The sequence below is a fragment of the Pseudomonas sp. BAY1663 genome, from assembly GCF_000582595.1.
GTDB classification, from domain to species: domain Bacteria; phylum Pseudomonadota; class Gammaproteobacteria; order Pseudomonadales; family Pseudomonadaceae; genus Stutzerimonas; species Stutzerimonas stutzeri_AF.
The window spans coordinates 1-20,727 of record NZ_AZSV01000076.1 but is presented as its reverse complement, the minus strand read 5'-3'; the positions used below and the strand labels follow the sequence as shown (position 1 = coordinate 20,727).

General features: G+C 60.9%; 29 protein-coding genes and 3 pseudogenes. 1 reads left to right on the top strand and 31 read right to left on the bottom strand.

Features of this window, described 5'->3' with window-relative positions; translation table 11 throughout:
- Both ssb and BAY1663_RS17905 read right to left on the bottom strand, forming a co-directional pair.
- Window positions 1–398, bottom strand: a 398-nt coding sequence (gene ssb, locus BAY1663_RS17910) for a single-stranded DNA-binding protein (RefSeq protein ID WP_037043304.1), incomplete at its 3' end; no start/stop codon positions are given.
- Window positions 399–556: 158 nt separating this feature from the next.
- Window positions 557–1,924: an MFS transporter gene (locus tag BAY1663_RS17905; protein WP_037043302.1), complete on the bottom strand. Its 1,368-nt coding sequence runs from the start codon at window positions 1,922–1,924 to the stop codon at window positions 557–559.
- A gap of 411 nt (window positions 1,925–2,335) precedes the next feature.
- On the opposite strand from BAY1663_RS17905, the pseudogene uvrA reads away from it, so the two are divergent.
- A pseudogene (gene uvrA, locus BAY1663_RS17900) lies at window positions 2,336–5,181 on the top strand (excinuclease ABC subunit UvrA).
- 59 nt (window positions 5,182–5,240) lie between these two features.
- Here uvrA and BAY1663_RS17895 read toward each other — a convergent pair.
- From BAY1663_RS17895 to rpsJ, 29 genes and pseudogenes are all read right to left on the bottom strand, one after another.
- Window positions 5,241–6,701 (bottom strand): catalase, encoded by a 1,461-nt coding sequence (locus BAY1663_RS17895; protein ID WP_037043299.1) that lies wholly within the window; start codon window positions 6,699–6,701, stop codon window positions 5,241–5,243.
- Window positions 6,702–6,885: 184 nt separating this feature from the next.
- Entirely contained in the window at window positions 6,886–7,272 is a 387-nt protein-coding gene (rplQ, locus tag BAY1663_RS17890) for a 50S ribosomal protein L17 (protein WP_003304056.1), read from the bottom strand.
- Window positions 7,273–7,317: 45 nt separating this feature from the next.
- Entirely contained in the window at window positions 7,318–8,319 is a 1,002-nt protein-coding gene (gene rpoA / locus BAY1663_RS17885; RefSeq protein WP_003293045.1) for a DNA-directed RNA polymerase subunit alpha, read from the bottom strand.
- Window positions 8,320–8,341: 22 nt separating this feature from the next.
- Entirely contained in the window at window positions 8,342–8,962 is a 621-nt protein-coding gene (gene rpsD, locus BAY1663_RS17880) for a 30S ribosomal protein S4 (RefSeq protein WP_011911999.1), read from the bottom strand.
- A 17-nt stretch (window positions 8,963–8,979) separates the two neighbouring features.
- On the bottom strand, window positions 8,980–9,369 hold the full coding sequence (rpsK, locus tag BAY1663_RS17875) for a 30S ribosomal protein S11 (RefSeq protein ID WP_003281811.1): 390 nt from the start codon (window positions 9,367–9,369) through the stop codon (window positions 8,980–8,982).
- Window positions 9,370–9,387: 18 nt separating this feature from the next.
- A pseudogene (rpsM, locus tag BAY1663_RS17870) lies at window positions 9,388–9,743 on the bottom strand (30S ribosomal protein S13).
- Window positions 9,744–9,872: 129 nt separating this feature from the next.
- Window positions 9,873–9,989, bottom strand: coding sequence for a 50S ribosomal protein L36 (gene rpmJ / locus BAY1663_RS17865; protein ID WP_003281814.1), 117 nt, complete (start codon window positions 9,987–9,989; stop codon window positions 9,873–9,875).
- Between the two features lie 29 nt (window positions 9,990–10,018).
- Window positions 10,019–11,347, bottom strand: coding sequence for a preprotein translocase subunit SecY (gene secY / locus BAY1663_RS17860; RefSeq protein WP_037043293.1), 1,329 nt, complete (start codon window positions 11,345–11,347; stop codon window positions 10,019–10,021).
- Window positions 11,348–11,781 (bottom strand): annotated as a pseudogene (gene rplO, locus BAY1663_RS17855) (50S ribosomal protein L15).
- A 2-nt stretch (window positions 11,782–11,783) separates the two neighbouring features.
- Complete coding sequence (rpmD, locus tag BAY1663_RS17850; RefSeq protein WP_003289195.1) at window positions 11,784–11,966, bottom strand: 50S ribosomal protein L30; 183 nt, start codon at window positions 11,964–11,966, stop codon at window positions 11,784–11,786.
- 2 nt (window positions 11,967–11,968) lie between these two features.
- Window positions 11,969–12,469: a 30S ribosomal protein S5 gene (rpsE, locus tag BAY1663_RS17845; RefSeq protein ID WP_037043288.1), complete on the bottom strand. Its 501-nt coding sequence runs from the start codon at window positions 12,467–12,469 to the stop codon at window positions 11,969–11,971.
- A gap of 3 nt (window positions 12,470–12,472) precedes the next feature.
- The gene (gene rplR / locus BAY1663_RS17840; protein WP_037043286.1) at window positions 12,473–12,823 is read right to left on the bottom strand and encodes a 50S ribosomal protein L18; all 351 of its coding nucleotides are present in this window, start codon (window positions 12,821–12,823) and stop codon (window positions 12,473–12,475) included.
- A gap of 10 nt (window positions 12,824–12,833) precedes the next feature.
- Window positions 12,834–13,367, bottom strand: a complete 534-nt coding sequence (gene rplF, locus BAY1663_RS17835) for a 50S ribosomal protein L6 (RefSeq protein WP_037043284.1) — start codon at window positions 13,365–13,367, stop codon at window positions 12,834–12,836.
- A gap of 12 nt (window positions 13,368–13,379) precedes the next feature.
- Window positions 13,380–13,772 carry a 30S ribosomal protein S8 gene (rpsH, locus tag BAY1663_RS17830; RefSeq protein WP_003293036.1) on the bottom strand — a complete coding sequence of 131 codons (393 nt, stop codon included), beginning with the start codon at window positions 13,770–13,772 and terminating at the stop codon, window positions 13,380–13,382.
- Between the two features lie 184 nt (window positions 13,773–13,956).
- Window positions 13,957–14,262, bottom strand: a complete 306-nt coding sequence (gene rpsN, locus BAY1663_RS17825) for a 30S ribosomal protein S14 (protein WP_037043282.1) — start codon at window positions 14,260–14,262, stop codon at window positions 13,957–13,959.
- A gap of 12 nt (window positions 14,263–14,274) precedes the next feature.
- Window positions 14,275–14,814, bottom strand: coding sequence for a 50S ribosomal protein L5 (rplE, locus tag BAY1663_RS17820; RefSeq protein WP_037043280.1), 540 nt, complete (start codon window positions 14,812–14,814; stop codon window positions 14,275–14,277).
- Between the two features lie 19 nt (window positions 14,815–14,833).
- Window positions 14,834–15,148: a 50S ribosomal protein L24 gene (gene rplX, locus BAY1663_RS17815; protein ID WP_037043278.1), complete on the bottom strand. Its 315-nt coding sequence runs from the start codon at window positions 15,146–15,148 to the stop codon at window positions 14,834–14,836.
- Between the two features lie 11 nt (window positions 15,149–15,159).
- Window positions 15,160–15,528 (bottom strand): 50S ribosomal protein L14, encoded by a 369-nt coding sequence (gene rplN, locus BAY1663_RS17810; protein ID WP_003281831.1) that lies wholly within the window; start codon window positions 15,526–15,528, stop codon window positions 15,160–15,162.
- 23 nt (window positions 15,529–15,551) lie between these two features.
- Window positions 15,552–15,818: a 30S ribosomal protein S17 gene (gene rpsQ, locus BAY1663_RS17805; RefSeq protein ID WP_011911990.1), complete on the bottom strand. Its 267-nt coding sequence runs from the start codon at window positions 15,816–15,818 to the stop codon at window positions 15,552–15,554.
- 2 nt (window positions 15,819–15,820) lie between these two features.
- Window positions 15,821–16,012 carry a 50S ribosomal protein L29 gene (gene rpmC, locus BAY1663_RS17800; protein ID WP_003281834.1) on the bottom strand — a complete coding sequence of 64 codons (192 nt, stop codon included), beginning with the start codon at window positions 16,010–16,012 and terminating at the stop codon, window positions 15,821–15,823.
- The gene (rplP, locus tag BAY1663_RS17795; protein ID WP_003281836.1) at window positions 16,012–16,425 is read right to left on the bottom strand and encodes a 50S ribosomal protein L16; all 414 of its coding nucleotides are present in this window, start codon (window positions 16,423–16,425) and stop codon (window positions 16,012–16,014) included. Before rplP ends, rpmC begins: the two co-directional genes overlap by 1 nt.
- A 12-nt stretch (window positions 16,426–16,437) precedes the next feature.
- The gene (gene rpsC, locus BAY1663_RS17790) at window positions 16,438–17,124 is read right to left on the bottom strand and encodes a 30S ribosomal protein S3 (protein ID WP_003289210.1); all 687 of its coding nucleotides are present in this window, start codon (window positions 17,122–17,124) and stop codon (window positions 16,438–16,440) included.
- A gap of 13 nt (window positions 17,125–17,137) precedes the next feature.
- Window positions 17,138–17,470, bottom strand: coding sequence for a 50S ribosomal protein L22 (gene rplV / locus BAY1663_RS17785; protein WP_003103908.1), 333 nt, complete (start codon window positions 17,468–17,470; stop codon window positions 17,138–17,140).
- 13 nt (window positions 17,471–17,483) lie between these two features.
- On the bottom strand, window positions 17,484–17,759 hold the full coding sequence (rpsS, locus tag BAY1663_RS17780; protein WP_003293029.1) for a 30S ribosomal protein S19: 276 nt from the start codon (window positions 17,757–17,759) through the stop codon (window positions 17,484–17,486).
- A 16-nt stretch (window positions 17,760–17,775) separates the two neighbouring features.
- Window positions 17,776–18,597 (bottom strand): 50S ribosomal protein L2, encoded by an 822-nt coding sequence (rplB, locus tag BAY1663_RS17775; protein WP_037043276.1) that lies wholly within the window; start codon window positions 18,595–18,597, stop codon window positions 17,776–17,778.
- 14 nt (window positions 18,598–18,611) lie between these two features.
- The gene (rplW, locus tag BAY1663_RS17770; RefSeq protein WP_037043274.1) at window positions 18,612–18,911 is read right to left on the bottom strand and encodes a 50S ribosomal protein L23; all 300 of its coding nucleotides are present in this window, start codon (window positions 18,909–18,911) and stop codon (window positions 18,612–18,614) included.
- Window positions 18,908–19,510: a 50S ribosomal protein L4 gene (gene rplD, locus BAY1663_RS17765; protein ID WP_037043272.1), complete on the bottom strand. Its 603-nt coding sequence runs from the start codon at window positions 19,508–19,510 to the stop codon at window positions 18,908–18,910. The genes rplW and rplD overlap by 4 nt, the downstream gene beginning before the upstream one ends.
- Before the next feature lie 12 nt (window positions 19,511–19,522).
- The gene (rplC, locus tag BAY1663_RS24085; RefSeq protein ID WP_102895544.1) at window positions 19,523–20,158 is read right to left on the bottom strand and encodes a 50S ribosomal protein L3; all 636 of its coding nucleotides are present in this window, start codon (window positions 20,156–20,158) and stop codon (window positions 19,523–19,525) included.
- A gap of 82 nt (window positions 20,159–20,240) precedes the next feature.
- Window positions 20,241–20,552: a 30S ribosomal protein S10 gene (rpsJ, locus tag BAY1663_RS17755; protein WP_003186070.1), complete on the bottom strand. Its 312-nt coding sequence runs from the start codon at window positions 20,550–20,552 to the stop codon at window positions 20,241–20,243.
- Window positions 20,553–20,727 lie beyond the last annotated feature (175 nt).

The following is a 20,727-nucleotide window of genomic DNA, read 5'->3' as shown; positions in this document are numbered from 1 at the left end:
TGCTGCGGCTCGCGCTGCGGGCGCGCCTGGCGCGGGGCGTCGTCGGCGTTGCCGCCACGGCTGCCCAGCAGCTGCATGCTGCCGTTCATGTCGACCACGATCTCGGTGGTGTAACGCTTGACGCCGTCCTTCTCCCACTCGCGGGTCTGCAGGCGGCCTTCGATGTAGCACTGCGAGCCCTTGCGCAGGTATTCGCCGGCGATCTCGGCGACCTTGCCGAACAGCACGACGCGGTGCCATTCGGTACGCTCCTGCAACTGGCCGGTCTGCTTGTCCTTCCAGCTGTCGGTGGTGGCCAGGGTGATGTTGGTCACCGCATTGCCATTGGGCATGTAGCGGGTTTCCGGGTCGCCGCCGACATTGCCGATCAAGATGACTTTATTCACCCCTCTGGCCATGGGTAACTCCTTTCTGGAACAGTGATTTTGAGTGGGCTCGCGATGCGCAGATCCTGCTTGCAGGAACACCCGAAGACCGAGCATCTTACCTCAGCCCACCCCGGGCGGCCAACCGCCGCACCGCCAAGTTGTGCCCGAGCTGGCAACTGAGGCCGCCTTCAGGCCACCAGGCGATCCAGCGCCTCGCGGTCGAGCTGCTGGGTATCCACCTTGATATAGGCGGCCGCCTCTTCGACGACGATCAGCACATCGCTGACACCCTGCACGCCGCGCAGATCGGCACCGAGCTCGACATTCGCCAAGGCACTGGCGGAGAGCGGCAGGCGCAGGCTGGTGACATAGGGCGGTTCGCGCATGCTGTAGACCACGCCGAACCATAGCGCACAGAGCACGGCGCAGCCGCTGAACACCAGCGCCAGCCCACCCTGCTGGTAGAGCAGCCCGCCGAGCACGCCGCCCAGGCCGGCACCGAGGAACTGGCTGGTGGAATAGACCCCCATCGCGGTGCCCTTGCCGCCAGCCGGCGCGACCTTGCTGATCAGCGAGGGCAGCGAGGCTTCCAGCAGGTTGAAGGCGATGAAGAAGCCGACCATGCCGATCACCAGCATCCACAGGCCGCTGCCCAGCAGCCAGAAGAACAGCTCGCACAGCAGCAGCGCAGCGACTGCGCCGAGCACCACCCGGCGCATCTGCCGCTTCTTCTCGCCATAGATGATGAATGGGATCATGCCGAAGAAGCCGATCATCAGCGCCGTGAGGTAGACCCACCAGTGCTCGTCCTTGGGCAGCGCGCCCTGCTCCACCAGCGCCAGTGGCAGGGCGACGAAGCTGGCCATGAGGATCGCGTGCAACGCCAGGATGCTGAAGTCCAGGCGCAACAGGTCGGGATGGCGCAGCGTCAGGCCGAGCGCCTGCCTGGCGACGCCGGACTCACGGTGGCGCACGTGCGCCTCGGCACGCGGCAGCAGCGCGACGATGACGCCGCCGACCAGCGCCATCGCCGCCGTCACCCAGAACAAGCCGGAAAGGCCGAACGCCCGGGTCAGCAGCGGCCCGACGATCATCGCCACGGCGAAGGAAAAGCCGATGCTCACGCCGATCAGGGCCATCGCCTTGGTCCGATGCTGCTCGCGCGTGAGATCCGAGAGCAGCGCCATCACCGCCGCGGAAATCGCTCCGGCGCCCTGCAGGATGCGCCCGGCGATCACGCCCCAGATACTGTCGGACATCGCCGCCAATACGGCGCCAGCAGCGAAGATCAACAAGCCGAAATAAATGATCGGCAAGCGACCGATGCGGTCAGAAAGGATGCCGAAGGGAATTTGCAGCAGCGCCTGGGTCAAACCATAGGCACCGATGGCCAGACCGATCAGCGTGGGCGTGGCGCCGTCGAGATCCATGCCGTAGGTCGCCAGCACCGGCAAAACCATGAACATGCCGAGCATGCGGAACGCGAAAACCAGGGCCAGCCCGGCCGCTGCGCGTGTTTCGCTGGCGCTCATGCGCTCGCTGTAGGGGTCCTGCATGGAGGGTCTCGCTTGTATGAACCGGCGGCGATTCTAGCAGCCATCCTATAGGGTCTGTTGCCGTTTCAGCGCAATCCGCGTTGCTGCGTCAAATGGCGCCATGGCCGGGCGGCGTTCCGCAGGCGCGGGACGCAGGTAATGGTCATTCCCTTGCCAAGTCCCGCAACGCCGCATGGCGTCATTTGCCGCGCAACCCGAAGGGCCGGGCCTGTTTTTGCGCGATGCGGCGTTACTCGTCGCTTATTTGGAATGCCAAACTTCGCTCCTCGTGCCTTGCCTCGCGCAAGAACAGGCTCCGGCGCGGACGCGCTGAAACGGCAACAGACCCTAGCAGGCACAGGCGCACGGTTTTGCCGCGACTATCACCCCGGCCGTATACTTTCGGGTTTCCGCCCGCCACGCGAGGCTGTTTTGGACAAGATTCTGATTCGTGGGGCTCGCACCCACAACCTGAAGAACATCGACCTCACCCTGCCACGCGACAAGCTGATCGTCATCACCGGCCTGTCCGGCTCCGGCAAGTCCTCGCTGGCGTTCGACACGCTCTACGCCGAGGGCCAGCGGCGCTACGTCGAGTCCCTCTCGGCCTACGCCCGGCAATTCCTGTCGATGATGGAAAAGCCCGACGTCGACACCATCGAGGGGCTCTCCCCGGCAATCTCCATCGAGCAGAAATCCACGTCGCACAACCCGCGCTCCACCGTCGGCACCATCACCGAGATCTACGACTACCTGCGCCTGCTCTACGCGCGGGTCGGCACACCACGCTGCCCGGACCATGACGCGCCGCTGGAAGCGCAGACCGTCAGCCAGATGGTCGACCAGGTGCTGGCCCTGCCCGAAGGCCGCAAGCTGATGCTGCTGGCGCCGGTCATCCGCGAGCGCAAGGGCGAGCATCTGGCGGTGTTCGACGAACTGCGCGCCCAGGGCTTCGTCCGCGCACGGGTCAACGGCAAGCTGTACGAGCTGGACGAATTGCCCAAGCTGGACAAGCAGAAGAAGCACTCCATCGACGTGGTGGTGGACCGCTTCAAGGTTCGCGGCGACCTGCAGCAGCGCCTGGCCGAGTCCTTCGAGACCGCGCTCAAGCTGGCCGACGGCATCGCCCTGGTCGCTCCATGGAAGAGGACGACGACAGCGAGGACCTGATCTTCTCCGCGCGCTTCGCCTGCCCGATCTGCGGCCACTCGATCAGCGAACTGGAACCCAAGCTGTTCTCGTTCAACAACCCGGCCGGCGCCTGCCCGACCTGCGACGGTCTGGGCGTGAAGCAGTTCTTCGACGCCAAGCGCCTGGTCAACGGCGAGCTGACCCTGGCCGAAGGCGCCATCCGCGGCTGGGACCGGCGCAACGTCTACTACTTCCAGATGCTCGGCTCGCTGGCCTCGCACTACGGCTTCAGCCTCGACGAGCCGTTCGACGCGCTGTCGGCCGATCACCAGAAGTTCATCCTGCGCGGCAGCGGCCGGGAAAACGTCGAGTTCCGCTACCTCAACGACCGCGGCGACATCGTCAAGCGCTCGCACCCCTTCGAGGGCATCATTCCCAACCTCGAACGCCGCTATCGCGAAACCGAATCCAATTCGGTACGCGAAGAACTCGCCAAGTACCTCAGCACCCAGCCCTGCCCGGAGTGCCGCGGCACCCGCCTGCGCCGCGAGGCGCGCCACGTCTGGGTCGGCGACAAGACCCTGCCGGCGGTCACCGGGCTGCCGATCGGCGATGCCACCGAGTACTTCGGCGGCCTGTCGCTGAGCGGCCGCCGCGGCGAGATCGCCGACAAGATCCTCAAGGAAATCCGCGAGCGCCTGCAGTTCCTGGTCAACGTCGGTCTGGACTACCTGACCCTGGACCGCAGCGCCGACACCCTCTCCGGCGGCGAGGCGCAGCGCATCCGCCTGGCCAGCCAGATCGGCGCCGGCCTGGTCGGGGTGATGTACATCCTCGACGAGCCCTCGATCGGCCTGCACCAGCGCGATAACGAGCGCCTGCTCGGCACCCTGCGCCACCTGCGCGATATCGGCAATACGGTGATCGTGGTGGAGCACGACGAGGACGCCATCCGCCTCGCCGACTACGTGGTGGACATCGGCCCCGGCGCCGGCGTGCACGGTGGGCGCATCGTCGCCGAAGGCACTCCGGACGAGGTGATGGCACATCCCGACTCACTGACCGGCAAGTACCTGTCCGGCCGCGTGAAGATCAACTACCCGCCACGGCGCACCCGCCGCGATCCGAAGAAGCTGCTCAAGCTCAAGGGCGCGCGCGGCAACAACCTGCGCAACGTCGATCTGGAAATCCCGGTGGGCCTGCTCACCTGCATCACCGGCGTATCCGGTTCGGGCAAGTCGACGCTGATCAACAACACCCTGTTCCCGATTACCGCCACTGCGCTGAACGGCGCCACCACGCTGGAAGTGGCGCCCCACGATTCATTCGACGGGCTGCAGCATCTGGACAAGGTGGTCGATATCGACCAGAGCCCGATCGGCCGCACGCCGCGCTCCAACCCGGCGACCTACACCGGGCTGTTCACCCCGATCCGCGAACTCTTCGCCGGCGTGCCGGAAGCCCGTTCGCGCGGCTATGGTCCAGGGCGCTTCTCCTTCAACGTCAAGGGCGGGCGCTGCGAGGCCTGCCAGGGCGATGGCGTGATCAAGGTGGAGATGCACTTCCTGCCGGACATCTACGTGCCCTGCGACGTGTGCAAGGGCAAGCGCTACAACCGCGAAACCCTGGAAGTGAAGTACAAGGGCAAGAGCATCACCGAAGTGCTCGACATGACAATCGAGGAAGCGCGGGAGTTCTTCGACCCGGTGCCGGCGGTCGCGCGCAAGCTGCAGACACTGATGGACGTCGGCCTGTCGTACATCAAGCTGGGGCAGAGCGCGACCACCCTGTCCGGCGGCGAGGCGCAACGGGTCAAGCTGTCGCGCGAGCTGTCCAAGCGCGACACCGGCAAGACCCTCTACATCCTCGACGAACCGACCACCGGCCTACACTTCGCCGACATCCAGCAGTTGCTCGACGTGCTCCACCGCCTGCGCGACCACGGCAACACCGTGGTGGTCATCGAGCACAACCTGGACGTGATCAAGACCGCCGACTGGCTGGTCGATCTCGGCCCGGAGGGCGGCTCCAAGGGCGGACAGATCATCGCCAGCGGCACCCCGGAAGAAGTCGCGGCAATGCCCCAGTCGCATACCGGGCATTTCCTCAAGCCGCTGCTGGAGCGCGACGCCCAGTCCAAGAGCTGACAGCCGGCGAAAACGAAAAAGCCCGCAGCATGCTGCGGGCTTTTTCTTGCGGGCCTGGATCAGGCCAGAGCGTCTTCCAGCGGAACATCCAGGGCCTTGGCGATACCGCTGCCGTAGGCTGGATCGGCCAGATAGCAGTGCTTGATATGCCGCAGCTTGATGTGACGATCGACACCCTGCATCGAACGGGCAGTGTTCTCGAACAGACGCTGCTGCTCGTCGGCCTGCATCAAGCGGAACAGGTTACCCGGCTGGGTGAAGTAGTCGGCATCGTCGGCACGGTAATCGTAGCGATCCGCCGCGCCCTCCAGCGCCAGCGGCGGCTCGCTGAAGTCCGGCTGCTCGCGCCACTCGCCGTAGGTGTTCGGCTCGTAGTGCAGGCGGCCGCCCTGGTTGCCGTCCACGCGCATGGCGCCATCGCGGTGATAGCTGTGTACCGGGCAACGCGGCGCATTCACCGGAATCTGGTGGTGGTTCACGCCGAGGCGATAGCGCTGCGCATCGCCGTAGGAGAACAGCCGCCCCTGCAACATGCGGTCCGGCGAGAAGCTGATGCCGGGCACCACGTTGGCGGGGGTGAACGCGGCCTGCTCGACATCCTGGAAGTAGTTGTCCGGGTTGCGATTCAGCTCGTAGTAGCCGACCTCGATCAGCGGATAGTCGGCATGCGGCCAGACCTTGGTCAGGTCGAACGGATGGTACGGCACCTTGGCCGCGTCGGCTTCCGGCATGATCTGCACGTACATCGTCCAGCGCGGATACTCGCCCCGTTCGATCGCCTCGAACAGATCACGCTGCGAGCTCTCACGATCGTTGGCGACGATCGCCGCGGCTTCGGCATCGGTCAGGTTCTTGATGCCCTGCTGGGTGCGGAAGTGGAACTTGACCCAGTAGCGCTCGTTCGCCGGGCTGATGAAGCTGTAGGTATGCGAGCCGAAACCGTGCATATGACGGTAGGAAGCCGGGATACCGCGGTCGCCCATGACATAGGTGATCTGGTGCAGCGCCTCGGGCAGGCCGGTCCAGAAGTCCCAGTTGTTGTTGGCGCTGCGCATGTTGGTGCGCGGGTCGCGCTTGACCGCGTGGTTGAGGTCGGGGAACTTCAGCGGGTCGCGGAAGAAGAACACCGGCGTGTTGTTGCCGACCATGTCCCAGTTGCCTTGCTCGGTGTAGAACTTCAGGGCATAGCCGCGGATGTCGCGCTCGGCGTCGGCGGCGCCGCGCTCGCCGGCCACGGTGGAGAAACGGGCGAACAGCGGAGTGCGCTTGCCGATCTCGGAGAACAGTTGCGCCTTGGTGTAGCGGGTGATGTCGTGGGTCACGACGAACTCGCCGAAGGCACCGGAACCCTTGGCGTGCATGCGCCGCTCCGGGATGACCTCACGGTCGAAATGCGCCAGCTTCTCCAGGAACCACACGTCCTGCAGCAGCATCGGGCCGCGCCGGCCCGCAGTCATCGAATTCTGGTTTTCGGTTACCGGCGCACCGGCAACGGTAGTGAGCTGGGGCTTGTCAGTCATGGCTGCATCTCCTTGGCTATTCAACATTTCCAGAGACGGTAGTGGTCACCGGCTGGTTGAGTGCCATCATAGGGAGCGAGCGAAGGGACGACTAATGATAAGGGTCAACGCGTCCGATAGAGCAAATCTTTCAGACATAAAAAAACCGAGCCCAGAGGCTCGGTTTTCTTCGACAGCGCCGAACTTACTCGGCAGCTTCCACCTCACCGGTGACCGGACGGTCAACCAGTTCGACGTAAGCCATCGGGGCGTTGTCGCCAGCGCGGAAACCGCACTTGAGGATACGCAGGTAGCCGCCCTGACGGGTGGCGTAGCGCTTGCCCAAGTCGTTGAACAGCTTACCCACGGCTGCTTTCGAACGGGTACGGTCGAAAGCCAGGCGGCGGTTGGCGACGCTGTCTTCCTTGGCCAGGGTGATCAGCGGCTCGGCAACGCGACGCAGTTCCTTGGCCTTGGGCAGGGTGGTCTTGATCAGTTCGTGCTCGAACAGCGACACCGCCATGTTCTGGAACATGGCCTTGCGGTGGGCGCTGGTGCGGCTCAGGTGACGGCCACTTTTACGATGACGCATGATTGAAATTCCTTACCAAACGTTCAGTTCGGTTACTGGGGACGATCAGGCCGTGGCCTTATCGTCCTTCTTGAGACTTGCCGGCGGCCAGTTGTCCAGGCGCATACCGAGGGACAAACCACGCGAAGCCAGAACGTCCTTGATCTCGGTCAGGGACTTCTTGCCCAGGTTCGGCGTTTTCAACAGCTCCACTTCGGTGCGCTGGATCAGATCACCGATGTAGTAGATGTTTTCCGCCTTCAGGCAGTTGGCCGAACGTACGGTCAGCTCCAGGTCATCAACCGGACGCAACAGGATCGGATCGATCTCGTCTTCCTGCTCGACAACCACCGGCTCGCTGTCGCCCTTGAGGTCGACGAACGCAGCCAGCTGCTGCTGCAGGATGGTCGCTGCACGACGGATCGCTTCTTCAGGATCCAGGGTGCCGTTGGTTTCCAGGTCGATGACCAGCTTGTCCAGGTTGGTACGCTGCTCGACACGGGCGTTCTCGACCACATAAGCCACACGGCGAACCGGGCTGAAGGTGGCGTCGAGCTGCAGACGGCCGATGCTGCGGCTTTCGTCTTCATCGCTCTGACGCGCATCAGCAGGCTCGTAACCGCGGCCGCGAGCGACCTTGAGCTTCATGTTGAGCGAGCCGTTAGCCGCCAGGTTGGCGATCAGGTGATCGCCATTGACGATTTCGACATCGTGATCCAGCTGGATATCGGCAGCGGTCACAGCGCCCGCGCCCTTCTTCACCAGGCTCAAGGTCACTTCATCACGGCCGTGCAGCTTGATGGCGATACCTTTGAGGTTGAGCAGGATTTCGATCACATCTTCCTGCACGCCCTCGATGGCGCTGTACTCGTGGAGCACACCGTCGATCTCGGCCTCGACCACAGCGCAGCCGGGCATGGAGGACAACAGGATACGACGCAGCGCGTTGCCCAGGGTGTGGCCAAAACCACGCTCGAGGGGCTCGAGAGTGATCTTGGCACGGGTCGGACTGACCACCTGCACATCGATATGGCGGGGGGTCAGGAACTCATTTACCGAACTCTGCATGGATACACCTATTTTCTAGCCCTTACTTGGAGTAGAGCTCGACAATCAGGTTTTCGTTGATGTCGGCGGACAGATCGCTGCGAGCCGGAACATTCTTGAAAACACCGGATTTCTTGTCGGCGTCTACTTCGACCCATTCAACGCGACCGCGCTGAGCGCACAGTTCGAGGGCCTGGGCGATACGCAGCTGGTTACGGCACTTCTCGCGAACGGCAACCACGTCACCGGCCTTGACCTGGTAGGACGGGATGTTCACGGTCTGACCGTTGACGGTGATCGACTTGTGCGAGACCAGCTGGCGCGATTCGGCACGAGTGGAGCCGAAGCCCATGCGATACACGACGTTGTCCAGACGGCATTCGAGCAGTTGCAGCAGGTTCTCGCCGGTAGCGCCCTTGCGGCTGGCAGCTTCCTTGTAGTAACCGCTGAACTGGCGCTCGAGCACACCGTAGATACGGCGCACCTTCTGCTTTTCACGCAGCTGAGTGCCGTAGTCGGACAGACGACCGCGACGCTGGCCGTGAACACCCGGCGGGGTTTCGATGTTGCACTTGGATTCGAGCGCGCGCGCACCACTCTTCAGGAAGAGATCGGTGCCTTCACGACGAGACAGTTTGCACTTGGGACCAATATAACGAGCCATTCTTCACTGTCTCCTGATTACACGCGGCGCTTCTTCGGCGGACGGCACCCGTTGTGCGGGATCGGCGTCACGTCGGTGATGCTGGCGATTTTATAGCCACATGCGTTCAATGCACGCACGGCGGACTCACGACCCGGGCCCGGGCCCTTGACGTTGACGTCGAGGTTCTTCAGGCCGTACTCCAGTGCAGCCTGGCCGGCGCGCTCTGCGGCGATCTGGGCAGCGAACGGAGTGCTCTTGCGCGAGCCACGGAAACCGGAACCACCCGAGGTAGCCCAGGACAAAGCGTTGCCCTGACGGTCGGTGATGGTCACGATGGTGTTGTTGAAAGACGCATGGATGTGGGCGATGCCATCAACCACTGTCTTTTTGACTTTCTTACGAGGACGAGCAGCAGGTTTTGCCATGACTAAATTCCTACGCGATTACTTGCGGATCGGCTTGCGCGGGCCTTACGGGTACGTGCGTTGGTCTTGGTGCGCTGACCGCGAACCGGCAGACCACGACGATGACGCAGGCCGCGGTAGCAACCCAGGTCCATCAAGCGCTTGATTTTCATGTTGACTTCGCGACGCAGGTCGCCTTCAACGATGAATTTACCGACTTCGCCGCGCAGCAGTTCGACCTGCTCGTCGGAGAGATCCTTGATCTTTGCTGCCGGATTCACGCCGGTAGCGGCACAGATTTCCTGTGCACGGGTGCGACCAACACCGTAGATGTAGGTCAGCGAGATAACAGTGTGCTTGTTATCCGGAATGTTGACGCCTGCAATACGGGCCATTCAGTGAAACTCCAATTGACAGCTACCTACGCCCCGGAAGCCAAGAAAAGGGCGCGAGATATTAACGCTGTAAAAACAAATATTCAACCCGGCAGCGCACTAGCTGCCGGGTTCTGACGCCTTACACAATCAGCCTTGGCGCTGCTTGTGACGCGGTTCCGCGCTGCAGATCACGCGCACGACACCGTCGCGACGGATGATCTTGCAGTTACGGCACAGCTTTTTCACCGATGCACGAACTTTCATCACCAACTCCTAGAACCTTACGAACCATCTCAGCGGAGCATGCCGCTGCCATAGCTCTTCAGGTTGGCTTTCTTCATCAGGGAATCGTACTGGTGCGACATGAGGTGTGATTGCACTTGCGACATGAAGTCCATCACAACCACCACCACGATCAGCAACGAGGTCCCACCAAGGTAGAACGGCACATTGGCTGCAACCACAAGGAACTGGGGCAGCAGGCAGACAGCCGTCATGTACAGGGCACCGAACATGGTCAAGCGGGTCAGCACGCCATCGATATAGCGCGCCGACTGCTCACCAGGACGAATCCCCGGGATAAATGCACCAGACTTCTTCAGATTCTCCGCGACATCCTTGGGATTGAACATCAATGCCGTGTAGAAGAAGCAGAAGAAAATGATCCCAGCGCTGAACAGCAGGATATTCAAAGGCTGACCAGGGGCGATCGCCTGAGAAATATCGGCCAACCAGCTCATGCTCTCGGACTGGCCGAACCACTGCCCCAGCGAAGCCGGGAACAGCAGGATGCTGCTGGCGAAGATGGCCGGAATGACCCCCGCCATGTTCACTTTCAACGGCAGATGACTGGTCTGCGCAGCGAAGACCTTGCGGCCCTGCTGGCGCTTGGCGTAGTGCACCGCGATGCGGCGCTGCCCACGCTCGATGAAGACCACGAAACCGATGATCGCAACAGCCAGCAGGCCTACCGCGAGCAAGGCGATGATGTTGATATCACCCTGGCGAGCCGACTCGAAGGATTGGCCGAGGGCACCCGGCAAACCGGCGACGATACCGGCGAAGATCAGCATCGAAATACCGTTGCCGACCCCACGCTCGGTGATCTGCTCGCCAAGCCACATCATGAACATCGCACCCGCCACGAAGGTGGTGACGGCCACGAAGTAGAAGCCGAAGTCGTTGCTGAACGCGACACCTTGCCCCGCCAGCCCGACCGACATCCCGACGGCCTGGACGATCGCCAGCACCAGCGTACCGTAACGCGTGTACTGACTGATCTTCCGTCGACCGGCCTCGCCCTCTTTCTTCAACTGCTCCAGCTGTGGACTGACAGCGGTCATGAGCTGCATGATGATCGAGGCCGAGATGTACGGCATGATCCCCAGTGCAAAGATGCTCATGCGCTCCAGCGCACCGCCGGAAAACATGTTGAACAAGCTAAGGATGGTCCCCTCGTTCTGACGGAACAGCTCGGCCAGCCGGTCGGGATTGATCCCGGGCACCGGGATGTGTGCGCCAATCCGGTAGACGATGATCGCCATGAACAGAAAGCGCAGACGAGCCCAGAGTTCGGACAGCCCACCATTACTCAGCGCGGAGAGAGCACCTTGCTTAGCCATTTATTCCTCGAACTTGCCGCCAGCTGCTTCGATAGCCGCACGCGCACCCTTGGTGGCTGCGATGCCCTTGAGAGTAACCGCACGCCCAACCTCGCCGGACAGCATGACTTTCACACGCTGCACGTTCTGGTTGATGACGTTGGCGTCTTTCAGGCTCTGCACGGTCACTACATCACCTTCCACCTTGGCCAGCTCGGAAGTACGCACTTCTGCGCGATCCATGGCCTTCAGGGAGACGAAGCCGAACTTCGGCAAGCGACGGTGCAACGGCTGCTGGCCGCCTTCGAACCCGGGCGCGATCTTGCCGCCGGAGCGGGAAGTCTGGCCCTTGTGGCCACGGCCACCGGTCTTGCCGAGGCCGCTACCGATACCACGGCCCGGACGCAGCTTCTCGCGACGGCGCCCGGCGCGGAACGTAGATCGTTCAATTGCATGATTAACCCTCCACACGGAGAAGGTAGTAGGCCTTGTTGATCATGCCGCGATTCTCAGGAGTGTCCTGGACTTCGACGGTATGACCGATACGACGCAGGCCGAGGCCCTTGACGCAAGCCTTGTGGTTAGCCAGACGGCCGTTCACGCTCTTGACCAGCGTGACTTTGACAGTAGCGTTAGCCATGGTTAGAGAATCTCCTCGACGCTCTTGCCACGCTTGGCGGCGACCGACTCCGGCGACTGCATGGCCTTCAGACCCTTGAACGTGGCATGCACCACGTTGACCGGGTTGGTGGAGCCGTAGCACTTGGCCAAGACGTTCTGCACACCAGCGACTTCCAGGATGGCGCGCATGGCACCACCGGCGATCACACCGGTACCTTCGGAGGCAGGCTGCATGTAAATCTTGGATGCGCCGTGCGCGGCCTTGGTCGGGTACTGCAGCGTGGTGCCGTTCAGGTCGACCTGGATCATGTTGCGGCGAGCCGCTTCCATGGCCTTCTGGATGGCAGCCGGCACTTCGCGGGACTTGCCACGACCGAAACCGACGCGACCCTTGCCGTCACCCACCACGGTCAGCGCGGTGAAGGTGAAGATACGGCCACCTTTTACAGTCTTTGCGACGCGGTTAACTTGAACCAGCTTCTCGATGTAGCCTTCGTCGCGCTTTTGCTCGTTATTTGCCATAACTTAGAACTCCAGCCCGCCTTCACGAGCAGCATCAGCCAGTGCCTTCACACGACCGTGGTACTTGAAGCCAGAACGGTCGAATGCCACCTGGGTGACACCTGCGGCTTTCGCACGCTCAGCGACCAGCTGACCGACCTTCTTGGCAGCTTCGACGTTGCCGGTGGCCCCATCGCGCAATTCTTTGTCCAGAGTCGAGGCGCTGGCCAGGACCTTGCCGCCGTCGGCCGAAAGGACCTGGGCGTAGATGTGCTGGGAAGAGCGGTACACACAAAGGCGTACGGTTTCCAGCTCGCGCATCTTCAGGCGTGCCTTGCGAGCGCGACGCAGACGAGTTTCTTTCTTTACGCTCATTTGCTATGCCCTACTTCTTCTTAGCTTCTTTGCGACGGACTACTTCATCCGAGTAACGTACGCCCTTGCCTTTGTAAGGCTCCGGACGACGGAAATCGCGGATTTCAGCAGCCACCTGACCGACCAGTTGCTTGTCGACACCCTTGATCAGGATATCGGTCTGGCTGGGGGTTTCCGCGGTAACGCCTTGCGGCAGTTCGTAATCCACCGGATGCGAGAAGCCGAGAGCCAGGGACAGCACTTGACCTTTGGCTTGCGCCTTGTAACCGACGCCGACCAGCTGGAGCTTGCGCTCGAAGCCCTGGCTGACACCGATGACCATGTTGTTGACCAGCGCACGCGTGGTGCCGGCCATGGCGCGAGTCTGCTGGTCGCCATTGCGACCAGCGAAACGCAGCTCGCCCGAGTCCTGGATGACTTCCACGGACGGATGGACGTTCAGTTCGAGAGCGCCCTTGGCACCCTTCACCGAAAGCTGCTGGCCGGACATCTTGACTTCGACGCCAGCGGGCAGCTTGACGGGGTTCTTAGCAACGCGAGACATGCCTATCCCCCCTTAGAACACAGTGCAGAGCACTTCGCCGCCAACACCGGCAGCGCGAGCAGCCCGATCGGTCATCACACCCTTGTTGGTGGAAACGATCGAAACGCCCAGCCCGCCACGTACTTTCGGCAACTGGTCAACGGATTTGTACTGGCGCAGGCCAGGACGACTTACGCGCTTGAGTTCCTCGATGACCGGACGGCCTTCGAAGTACTTCAGCTCGATGGACAGTTGCGGCTTGGCGTCGCCACTGACCTGGTATCCCGCGATATAGCCTTCGCCCTGAAGAACATTGGCTACAGCCACCTTCAGAGTGGAAGACGGCATGCTTACGACGGACTTTTCGGCCATCTGGGCATTACGGATACGAGTTAGCATGTCCGCTAACGGGTCCTGCATACTCATGGGCTCTTAGCTCCTAAAACGAATAAATAAGCCTTTGTACGGCTCGTGTCGCCAACGTGCGAGCAAGCGCAAAAATGCGAGGCTCAGGCGAGCCGGACATTCTAGAGACACACCAGAAACGAATCAAGCCCCAGAAGGGGCTTGATCGATAAACAAACAGGGCGCCAGCGCCCCGTTCGTCTTGTTACCAGCTGGCCTTGACCAGACCCGGCACGTCGCCGCGCATGGCGGCCTGACGCAGCATGTTGCGCGCCAGACCGAACTTGCGGTACACGCCGTGCGGGCGCCCGGTCAGGCGGCAGCGATTGCGCAGGCGCGAGGCACTGGCGTCACGCGGCTGCTTCTGCAGGGCGACCTGAGCTTCCCAACGCTGCTCCGGAGTGGAGTCGGGGCTGACGATGACAGCCTTCAGCGCCGCACGCTTCTGCGCGTACTTGGCAACCGTACGCTGACGCTTCAGCTCACGGTTCTTCATGCTTTGTTTAGCCATGTCCTACTCCAATCAGTTGCGGAACGGGAAGTTGAAGGCACGCAGCAATGCGCGACCTTCTTCATCCGTCCGGGCAGTGGTGGTCAGGGTGATGTCCAGGCCACGCAGAGCATCGATCTTGTCGTAATCGATTTCCGGGAAGATGATCTGCTCTTTCACGCCCATGCTGTAGTTGCCGCGACCATCGAAGGACTTGGCATTCAGGCCGCGGAAGTCACGCACGCGCGGCAGGGAGATGGAAAGCAGACGATCCAGGAATTCGTACATACGCTCGCGACGCAGAGTCACCTTGACACCGATCGGCCAGCCTTCGCGGACCTTGAAGCCGGCGATGGACTTGCGAGCGTGAGTCACGACGACCTTCTGGCCGGTGATCTTTTCCAGGTCGGCAACGGCGTTGTCGATGATCTTCTTGTCACCGATCGCCTCGCCAATACCCATGTTGAGGGTGATCTTGGTAATGCGCGGAACTTCCATCACGTTCGCAAGCTTCAGTTCTTCCTTCAGCTTGGGCGCGATTTCCTTCCGATAAACTTCTTTTAGTCGTGCCATGGTTATCTACCTAGCAGTCTCAAGCGTCAACCGGCTTCTGGGTCGACTTGAAGACACGAATTTTCTTACCGTCTTCAACCTTGAAGCCAACGCGGTCTGCCTTGTTGGTTTCACCGTTGAAAATGGCGACGTTAGAGGCGTGCAGAGGCGCCTCCTTCTCGACGATACCGCCCTGAACGCCGGACATCGGGTTCGGCTTGGTATGACGCTTCACCAGGTTGACCCCACCAACGACCAGACGGTCGTCAGCGAGAACCTTGAGCACCTTACCGCGCTTGCCCTTGTCTTTGCCGGCGATGACGATGATCTCGTCGTTGCGACGAATCTTTTGCATGCGGCTACTCCTTACAGCACTTCAGGGGCGAGCGAGACGATCTTCATGAACTTCTCGGTACGAAGTTCACGCGTCACCGGCCCAAAGATACGGGTGCCGATAGGCTCCTGCTTGTTGTTCAACAGAACAGCAGCGTTGCCATCGAAGCGAATGATCGAACCATCGGGACGACGAACGCCGTGACGGGTGCGGACTACGACTGCAGTCATCACCTGGCCTTTCTTGACCTTGCCACGCGGAATCGCTTCCTTGACGGTAACCTTGATAATGTCGCCGATGCCGGCGTAACGGCGGTGGGAACCGCCGAGCACCTTGATACACATGACGCGACGAGCGCCACTGTTATCCGCCACATCGAGCATGGATTGAGTCTGAATCATAAAATTTCTCCGACCCTTAGCCCTTAGACTTCGACGGCGCGTTCAACGACTTCAACCAGAGCCCAGGACTTGGTCTTGGACTGCGGACGGGTTTCACGGATAGAAACCTTGTCGCCGATCTTGCACTGGTTGGTTTCGTCGTGAGCGTGCAGCTTGGTCGAACGCTTGACGTATTTGCCGTAGATCGGGTGCTTGACGCGACGCTCGATCAGAACGGTGATGGTCTTATCCATCTTGTCGCTGACGACGCGGCCGGTCAGCGTGCGGACGGTTTTCTGAGCTTCAGCCATGATCACTTACCTGCCTGCTGGTTGAGCACAGTCTTGACACGAGCGATGTCGCGCTTGACTTGCGAGAGCAGGTGAGACTGCCCCAACTGGCCAGTCGCCTTCTGCATACGCAGATTGAACTGGTCCCGTAGCAGCTCGAGCAGTTGCTCGTTCAGCTGCTCAACGGATTTTTCACGAAGTTCATTCGCTTTCATCACATCACCGTCCGCTTAACAAAGGAGGTGGCGAGCGGCAGCTTTGCAGCAGCCAGGGCAAATGCCTCACGCGCCAGCTCTTCGGAAACACCCTCGATCTCGTAGAGCACCTTGCCCGGCTGAATCTGGGCTACCCAGTACTCGACGCTACCCTTACCTTTACCCATACGAACTTCGAGGGGCTTCTTGGTAACCGGCTTGTCAGGGAACACGCGGATCCAGATCTTGCCGCCACGCTTGACGTGACGGGTCAGCGCACGACGTGCAGCCTCGATCTGACGTGCGGTCAGGCGACCACGGGAAACAGACTTCAGGGCGAACTCGCCGAAGCTGACCTTGCTACCGCGCTGAGCCAGACCACGGTTGTGGCCGGTCATCTGCTTGCGGAATTTTGTACGCTTGGGTTGCAACATTTGGCGTACCCCTTACTTAGCAGCTTTTTTACGAGGCGCAGGCGCTTGCGGCTTGAGCTCTTCATGGCGACCACCAATCACTTCGCCCTTGAAGATCCACACCTTGACACCGATCACACCGTAGGTGGTGTGCGCTTCGTAAGTGTTGTAATCGATATCGGCACGCAGGGTGTGCAGCGGCACACGACCTTCGCGATACCACTCGGTACGGGCGATTTCAGCCCCACCCAGACGACCACTGACCTGGATCTTGATGCCTTTGGCACCAATGCGCATGGCGTTCTGTACGGCGCGCTTCATGGCGCGACGGAACATCACGCGACGCTCCAGCTGCTGAGCAACGCTCTGTGCAACCAGCATGGCGTCGAGCTCCGGCTTGCGGATCTCTTCGATGTTGATGTGCACCGGCACACCCATTTGCTTGGTCAGGTCCTGACGCAGCTTCTCGACATCCTCACCTTTCTTGCCGATCACGATGCCGGGACGAGCGGTGTGGATGGTGATGCGTGCGGTTTGAGCCGGGCGATGAATATCGATACGGCTTACGGACGCGCTTTTTAGTTTGTCCTGGAGGTACTCGCGCACGTTCAGATCTGCAAGCAGATAGTCTGCATACGTACGGCCGTCTGCGTACCAGACGGAGGTGTGCTCCTTGACGATTCCCAGGCGAATGCCAGTGGGATGTACTTTCTGACCCATCTGATCGACTCCGTTACTTGTCCGCAACCTTGACAGTGATATGGCAAGACCGCTTGACGATGCGATCAGCGCGGCCTTTGGCACGCGGCATGATGCGCTTAAGCGAACGCCCCTCGTTGACGAAGACGGTGGAGACCTTCAGATCATCCACATCGGCGCCTTCGTTGTGCTCGGCGTTGGCAACGGCCGACTCCAGCACTTTCTTCATGATCTCGGCGGCTTTCTTGCTGCTGAAAGCCAGGAGGTTGAGCGCCTCGCCCACCTTCTTCCCGCGGATCTGGTCGGCGACCAGGCGGGCTTTCTGGGCGGAGATGCGAGCGCCCGACAACTTAGCGGCTACTTCCATCTTTCCTTACCCCTTAGCGCTTGCCTTTCTTGTCCGCCACGTGCCCGCGATAAGTACGGGTAGCAGCGAACTCGCCGAGTTTGTGGCCGACCATGTCTTCGGACACGAGGACCGGAACATGCTGGCGACCGTTGTGTACAGCGATGGTCAGACCGACCATTTGCGGCAGGATCATCGAACGACGCGACCAGGTTTTCACCGGCTTGCGATCGTTCTTTTCCACCGCCGCTTCGACCTTCTTCAATAGGTGAAGATCGATAAAAGGACCTTTTTTCAGAGAACGCGGCACTGTCGTATCCCTCTAGTTACTTGCGACGACGGACGATCATGTTATCGGTGCGCTTGTTAGTGCGGGTCTTCGCGCCCTTGGTCGGGAAGCCCCACGGCGACACCGGATGACGACCACCGGAGGTACGACCTTCACCACCACCGTGCGGGTGGTCGACCGGGTTCATCGCGACACCACGAACGGTCGGACGGATGCCCTTCCAGCGCTTGGCACCGGCTTTACCCAGCGAACGCAGGCTGTGCTCGGAGTTCGAGACTTCACCCAGGGTCGCACGGCACTCGGCCAGCACTTTACGCATCTCGCCGGAGCGCAGACGCAGGGTCACATAGGCACCTTCGCGAGCGACCAGCTGAGCCGAAGCACCAGCGGAGCGAGCGATCTGAGCACCCTTGCCCGGCTTCAGCTCGACACCGTGAACGGTGGAACCCAGCGGGATGTTGCGCAGCGGCAGGCTGTTACCGGCCTTGATCGGCGCATTGATGCCCGAAACCAGCTGATCACCGGCGCTCACGCCCTTCGGCGCGATGATGTAGCGACGCTCACCGTCGGCATACTTCAGCAGCGCGATGTGTGCAGTACGGTTCGGATCGTATTCGATACGCTCGACGATGGCAGGGATGCCATCCTTGTTGCGACGAAAATCGACCAGACGATAGTGCTGCTTGTGACCACCGCCGATGTGACGGGTGGTGATACGACCGTTGTTGTTACGGCCGCCAGACTTCGACTTCTTCTCGAGCAGCGGTGCGTAAGGAGCGCCTTTGTGCAGCTCCTGGTTGACCACCTTGACCACGAAGCGGCGGCCCGCGGAAGTCGGTTTGCATTTAACGATTGCCATGATGCACCCCTTCCTTACTCAGCACTGCCGGAGAAATCGAGATCCTGGCCCGGCTGGAGAGCGATGTACGCCTTCTTCCAGTCGTTGCGCTTGCCCAGGCCGCGAGCGGTGCGCTTGGTCTTGCCCTGGACGTTCAGGGTGTTGACGGCAGCGACCTTCACGCCGAACAGGCTTTCGACGGCCTTCTTGATTTCCAGCTTGGTTGCATCGGTAGCAACCTTGAAAACGAATTGCTTCTTGCTGTCAGCCAGCACGGTAGCCTTCTCGGAGACGTGCGGACCAAGCAGGACTTTGAATACGCGTTCCTGGTTCATCCCAGCAGCTCCTCGAATTTCTTCACAGCCGACACGGTGATCAACACCTTGTCATAGGCGATCAGGCTGACCGGATCCGAACCCTGGACGTCGCGGACGTCGACGTGCGGCAGGTTGCGCGCAGCCAGGTACAGGTTCTGATCGACAGCATCGGAAACGATCAGCACGTCGTTCAGGCCCATACCGTTCAGCTTGCTGGCAAGCTGCTTGGTCTTGGGGGTCTCGACGGCGAAATCCTCGACGACGACCAGACGCTCGGAGCGAACCAGCTCAGCAAGGATGGAGCGCAGCGCGGCGCGGTACATCTTCTTGTTCAGCTTCTGGTCATGATTCTGCGGACGAGCAGCGAAGGTTACGCCACCGCCACGCCAGATCGGGCCACGCGAGGTACCGGCACGAGCACGGCCGGTGCCCTTCTGACGCCACGGACGCTTACCGCCACCGGAGACATCGGAACGGGTCTTCTGCTGCTTGCTACCCTGACGACCGCCAGCCATGTAGGCGACGACTGCCTGGTGCACCAGCGTCTCGTTGAACTCACCGCCAAAGGTGCGCTCGGAGACTTCGATGGCCTGTGCGCCATTTACATTCAATTGCATGTGAACTCCCCCTTAACCGCGAGCCTTGGCAGCCGGACGCACAACCACGTCACCGCCAGTGGCGCCGGGCACTGCACCCTTGACCAACAGCAGGTTACGCTCGGCGTCGACACGCACGATTTCCAGGGACTGCACGGTTACGCGCTCGGCGCCCATGTGCCCGGACATCTTCTTGCCCTTGAATACACGACCTGGAGTCTGGCACTGACCGATAGAGCCCGGGACGCGGTGGGATACGGAGTTACCGTGGGTATTGTCCTGCCCGCGGAAGTTCCAGCGCTTGATGGTACCGGCAAAGCCTTTACCCTTGGACTGACCGGTGACATCCACCAGCTGGCCCGCCTGGAAAATCTCGGCATTGATCTGATCGCCCACTTGGAATTCTTCGCCTTCGAGGCGGAATTCCCAGACACCACGACCGGCAGCGACATTCGCCTTGGCGAAATGACCGGCCTGAGCCTTGGTTACACGGGACGCGCGACGCTCACCAACAGTGACCTGCACTGCACGGTAGCCATCGCTCTCTTCATTCTTGAACTGAGTGACGCGATTCGGCTCGATCTCGATGACCGTAACCGGAATAGAGACACCATCTTCGGTGAAAACGCGGGTCATGCCGCATTTACGACCGACTACACCAATAGTCATTTTGAAACCTCTTGAGTGTACGGGGCTTTCACCCGCTATGGCCGCCCATTTCAGAGCGTTACACGACTAAAACTCTCAGGTTTTAGCCGAGGCTGATCTGCACTTCCACGCCAGCCGCAAGATCGAGCTTCATCAGCGCATCGACGGTTTTGTCGGTCGGCTGAACAATGTCCAGCACGCGCTTGTGGGTTCGAATTTCATACTGGTCGCGCGCGTCTTTGTTGACGTGCGGAGAAACCAGCACAGTGAACCGCTCTTTGCGGGTTGGCAGCGGAATCGGACCACGCACCTGAGCACCAGTACGTTTCGCGGTTTCCACGATTTCCTGGGTTGATTGATCGATCAGGCGATGGTCAAAAGCCTTCAACCGAATACGGATTTGTTGGTTTTGCATTTTGACCTCAGACTCCAAGTAGCCACCCTACCAGGCGCAATACCCCCGGTAAAAGGAGGCGCAATTGTACGGATGCGCCCATAGGGTGTCAATAAATGATCAACAATAGAAAAAGGCCCCCGAAGGGGCCTTTTTCATCATCGTCAAATATTACTCGACGATCTTGGCAACCACG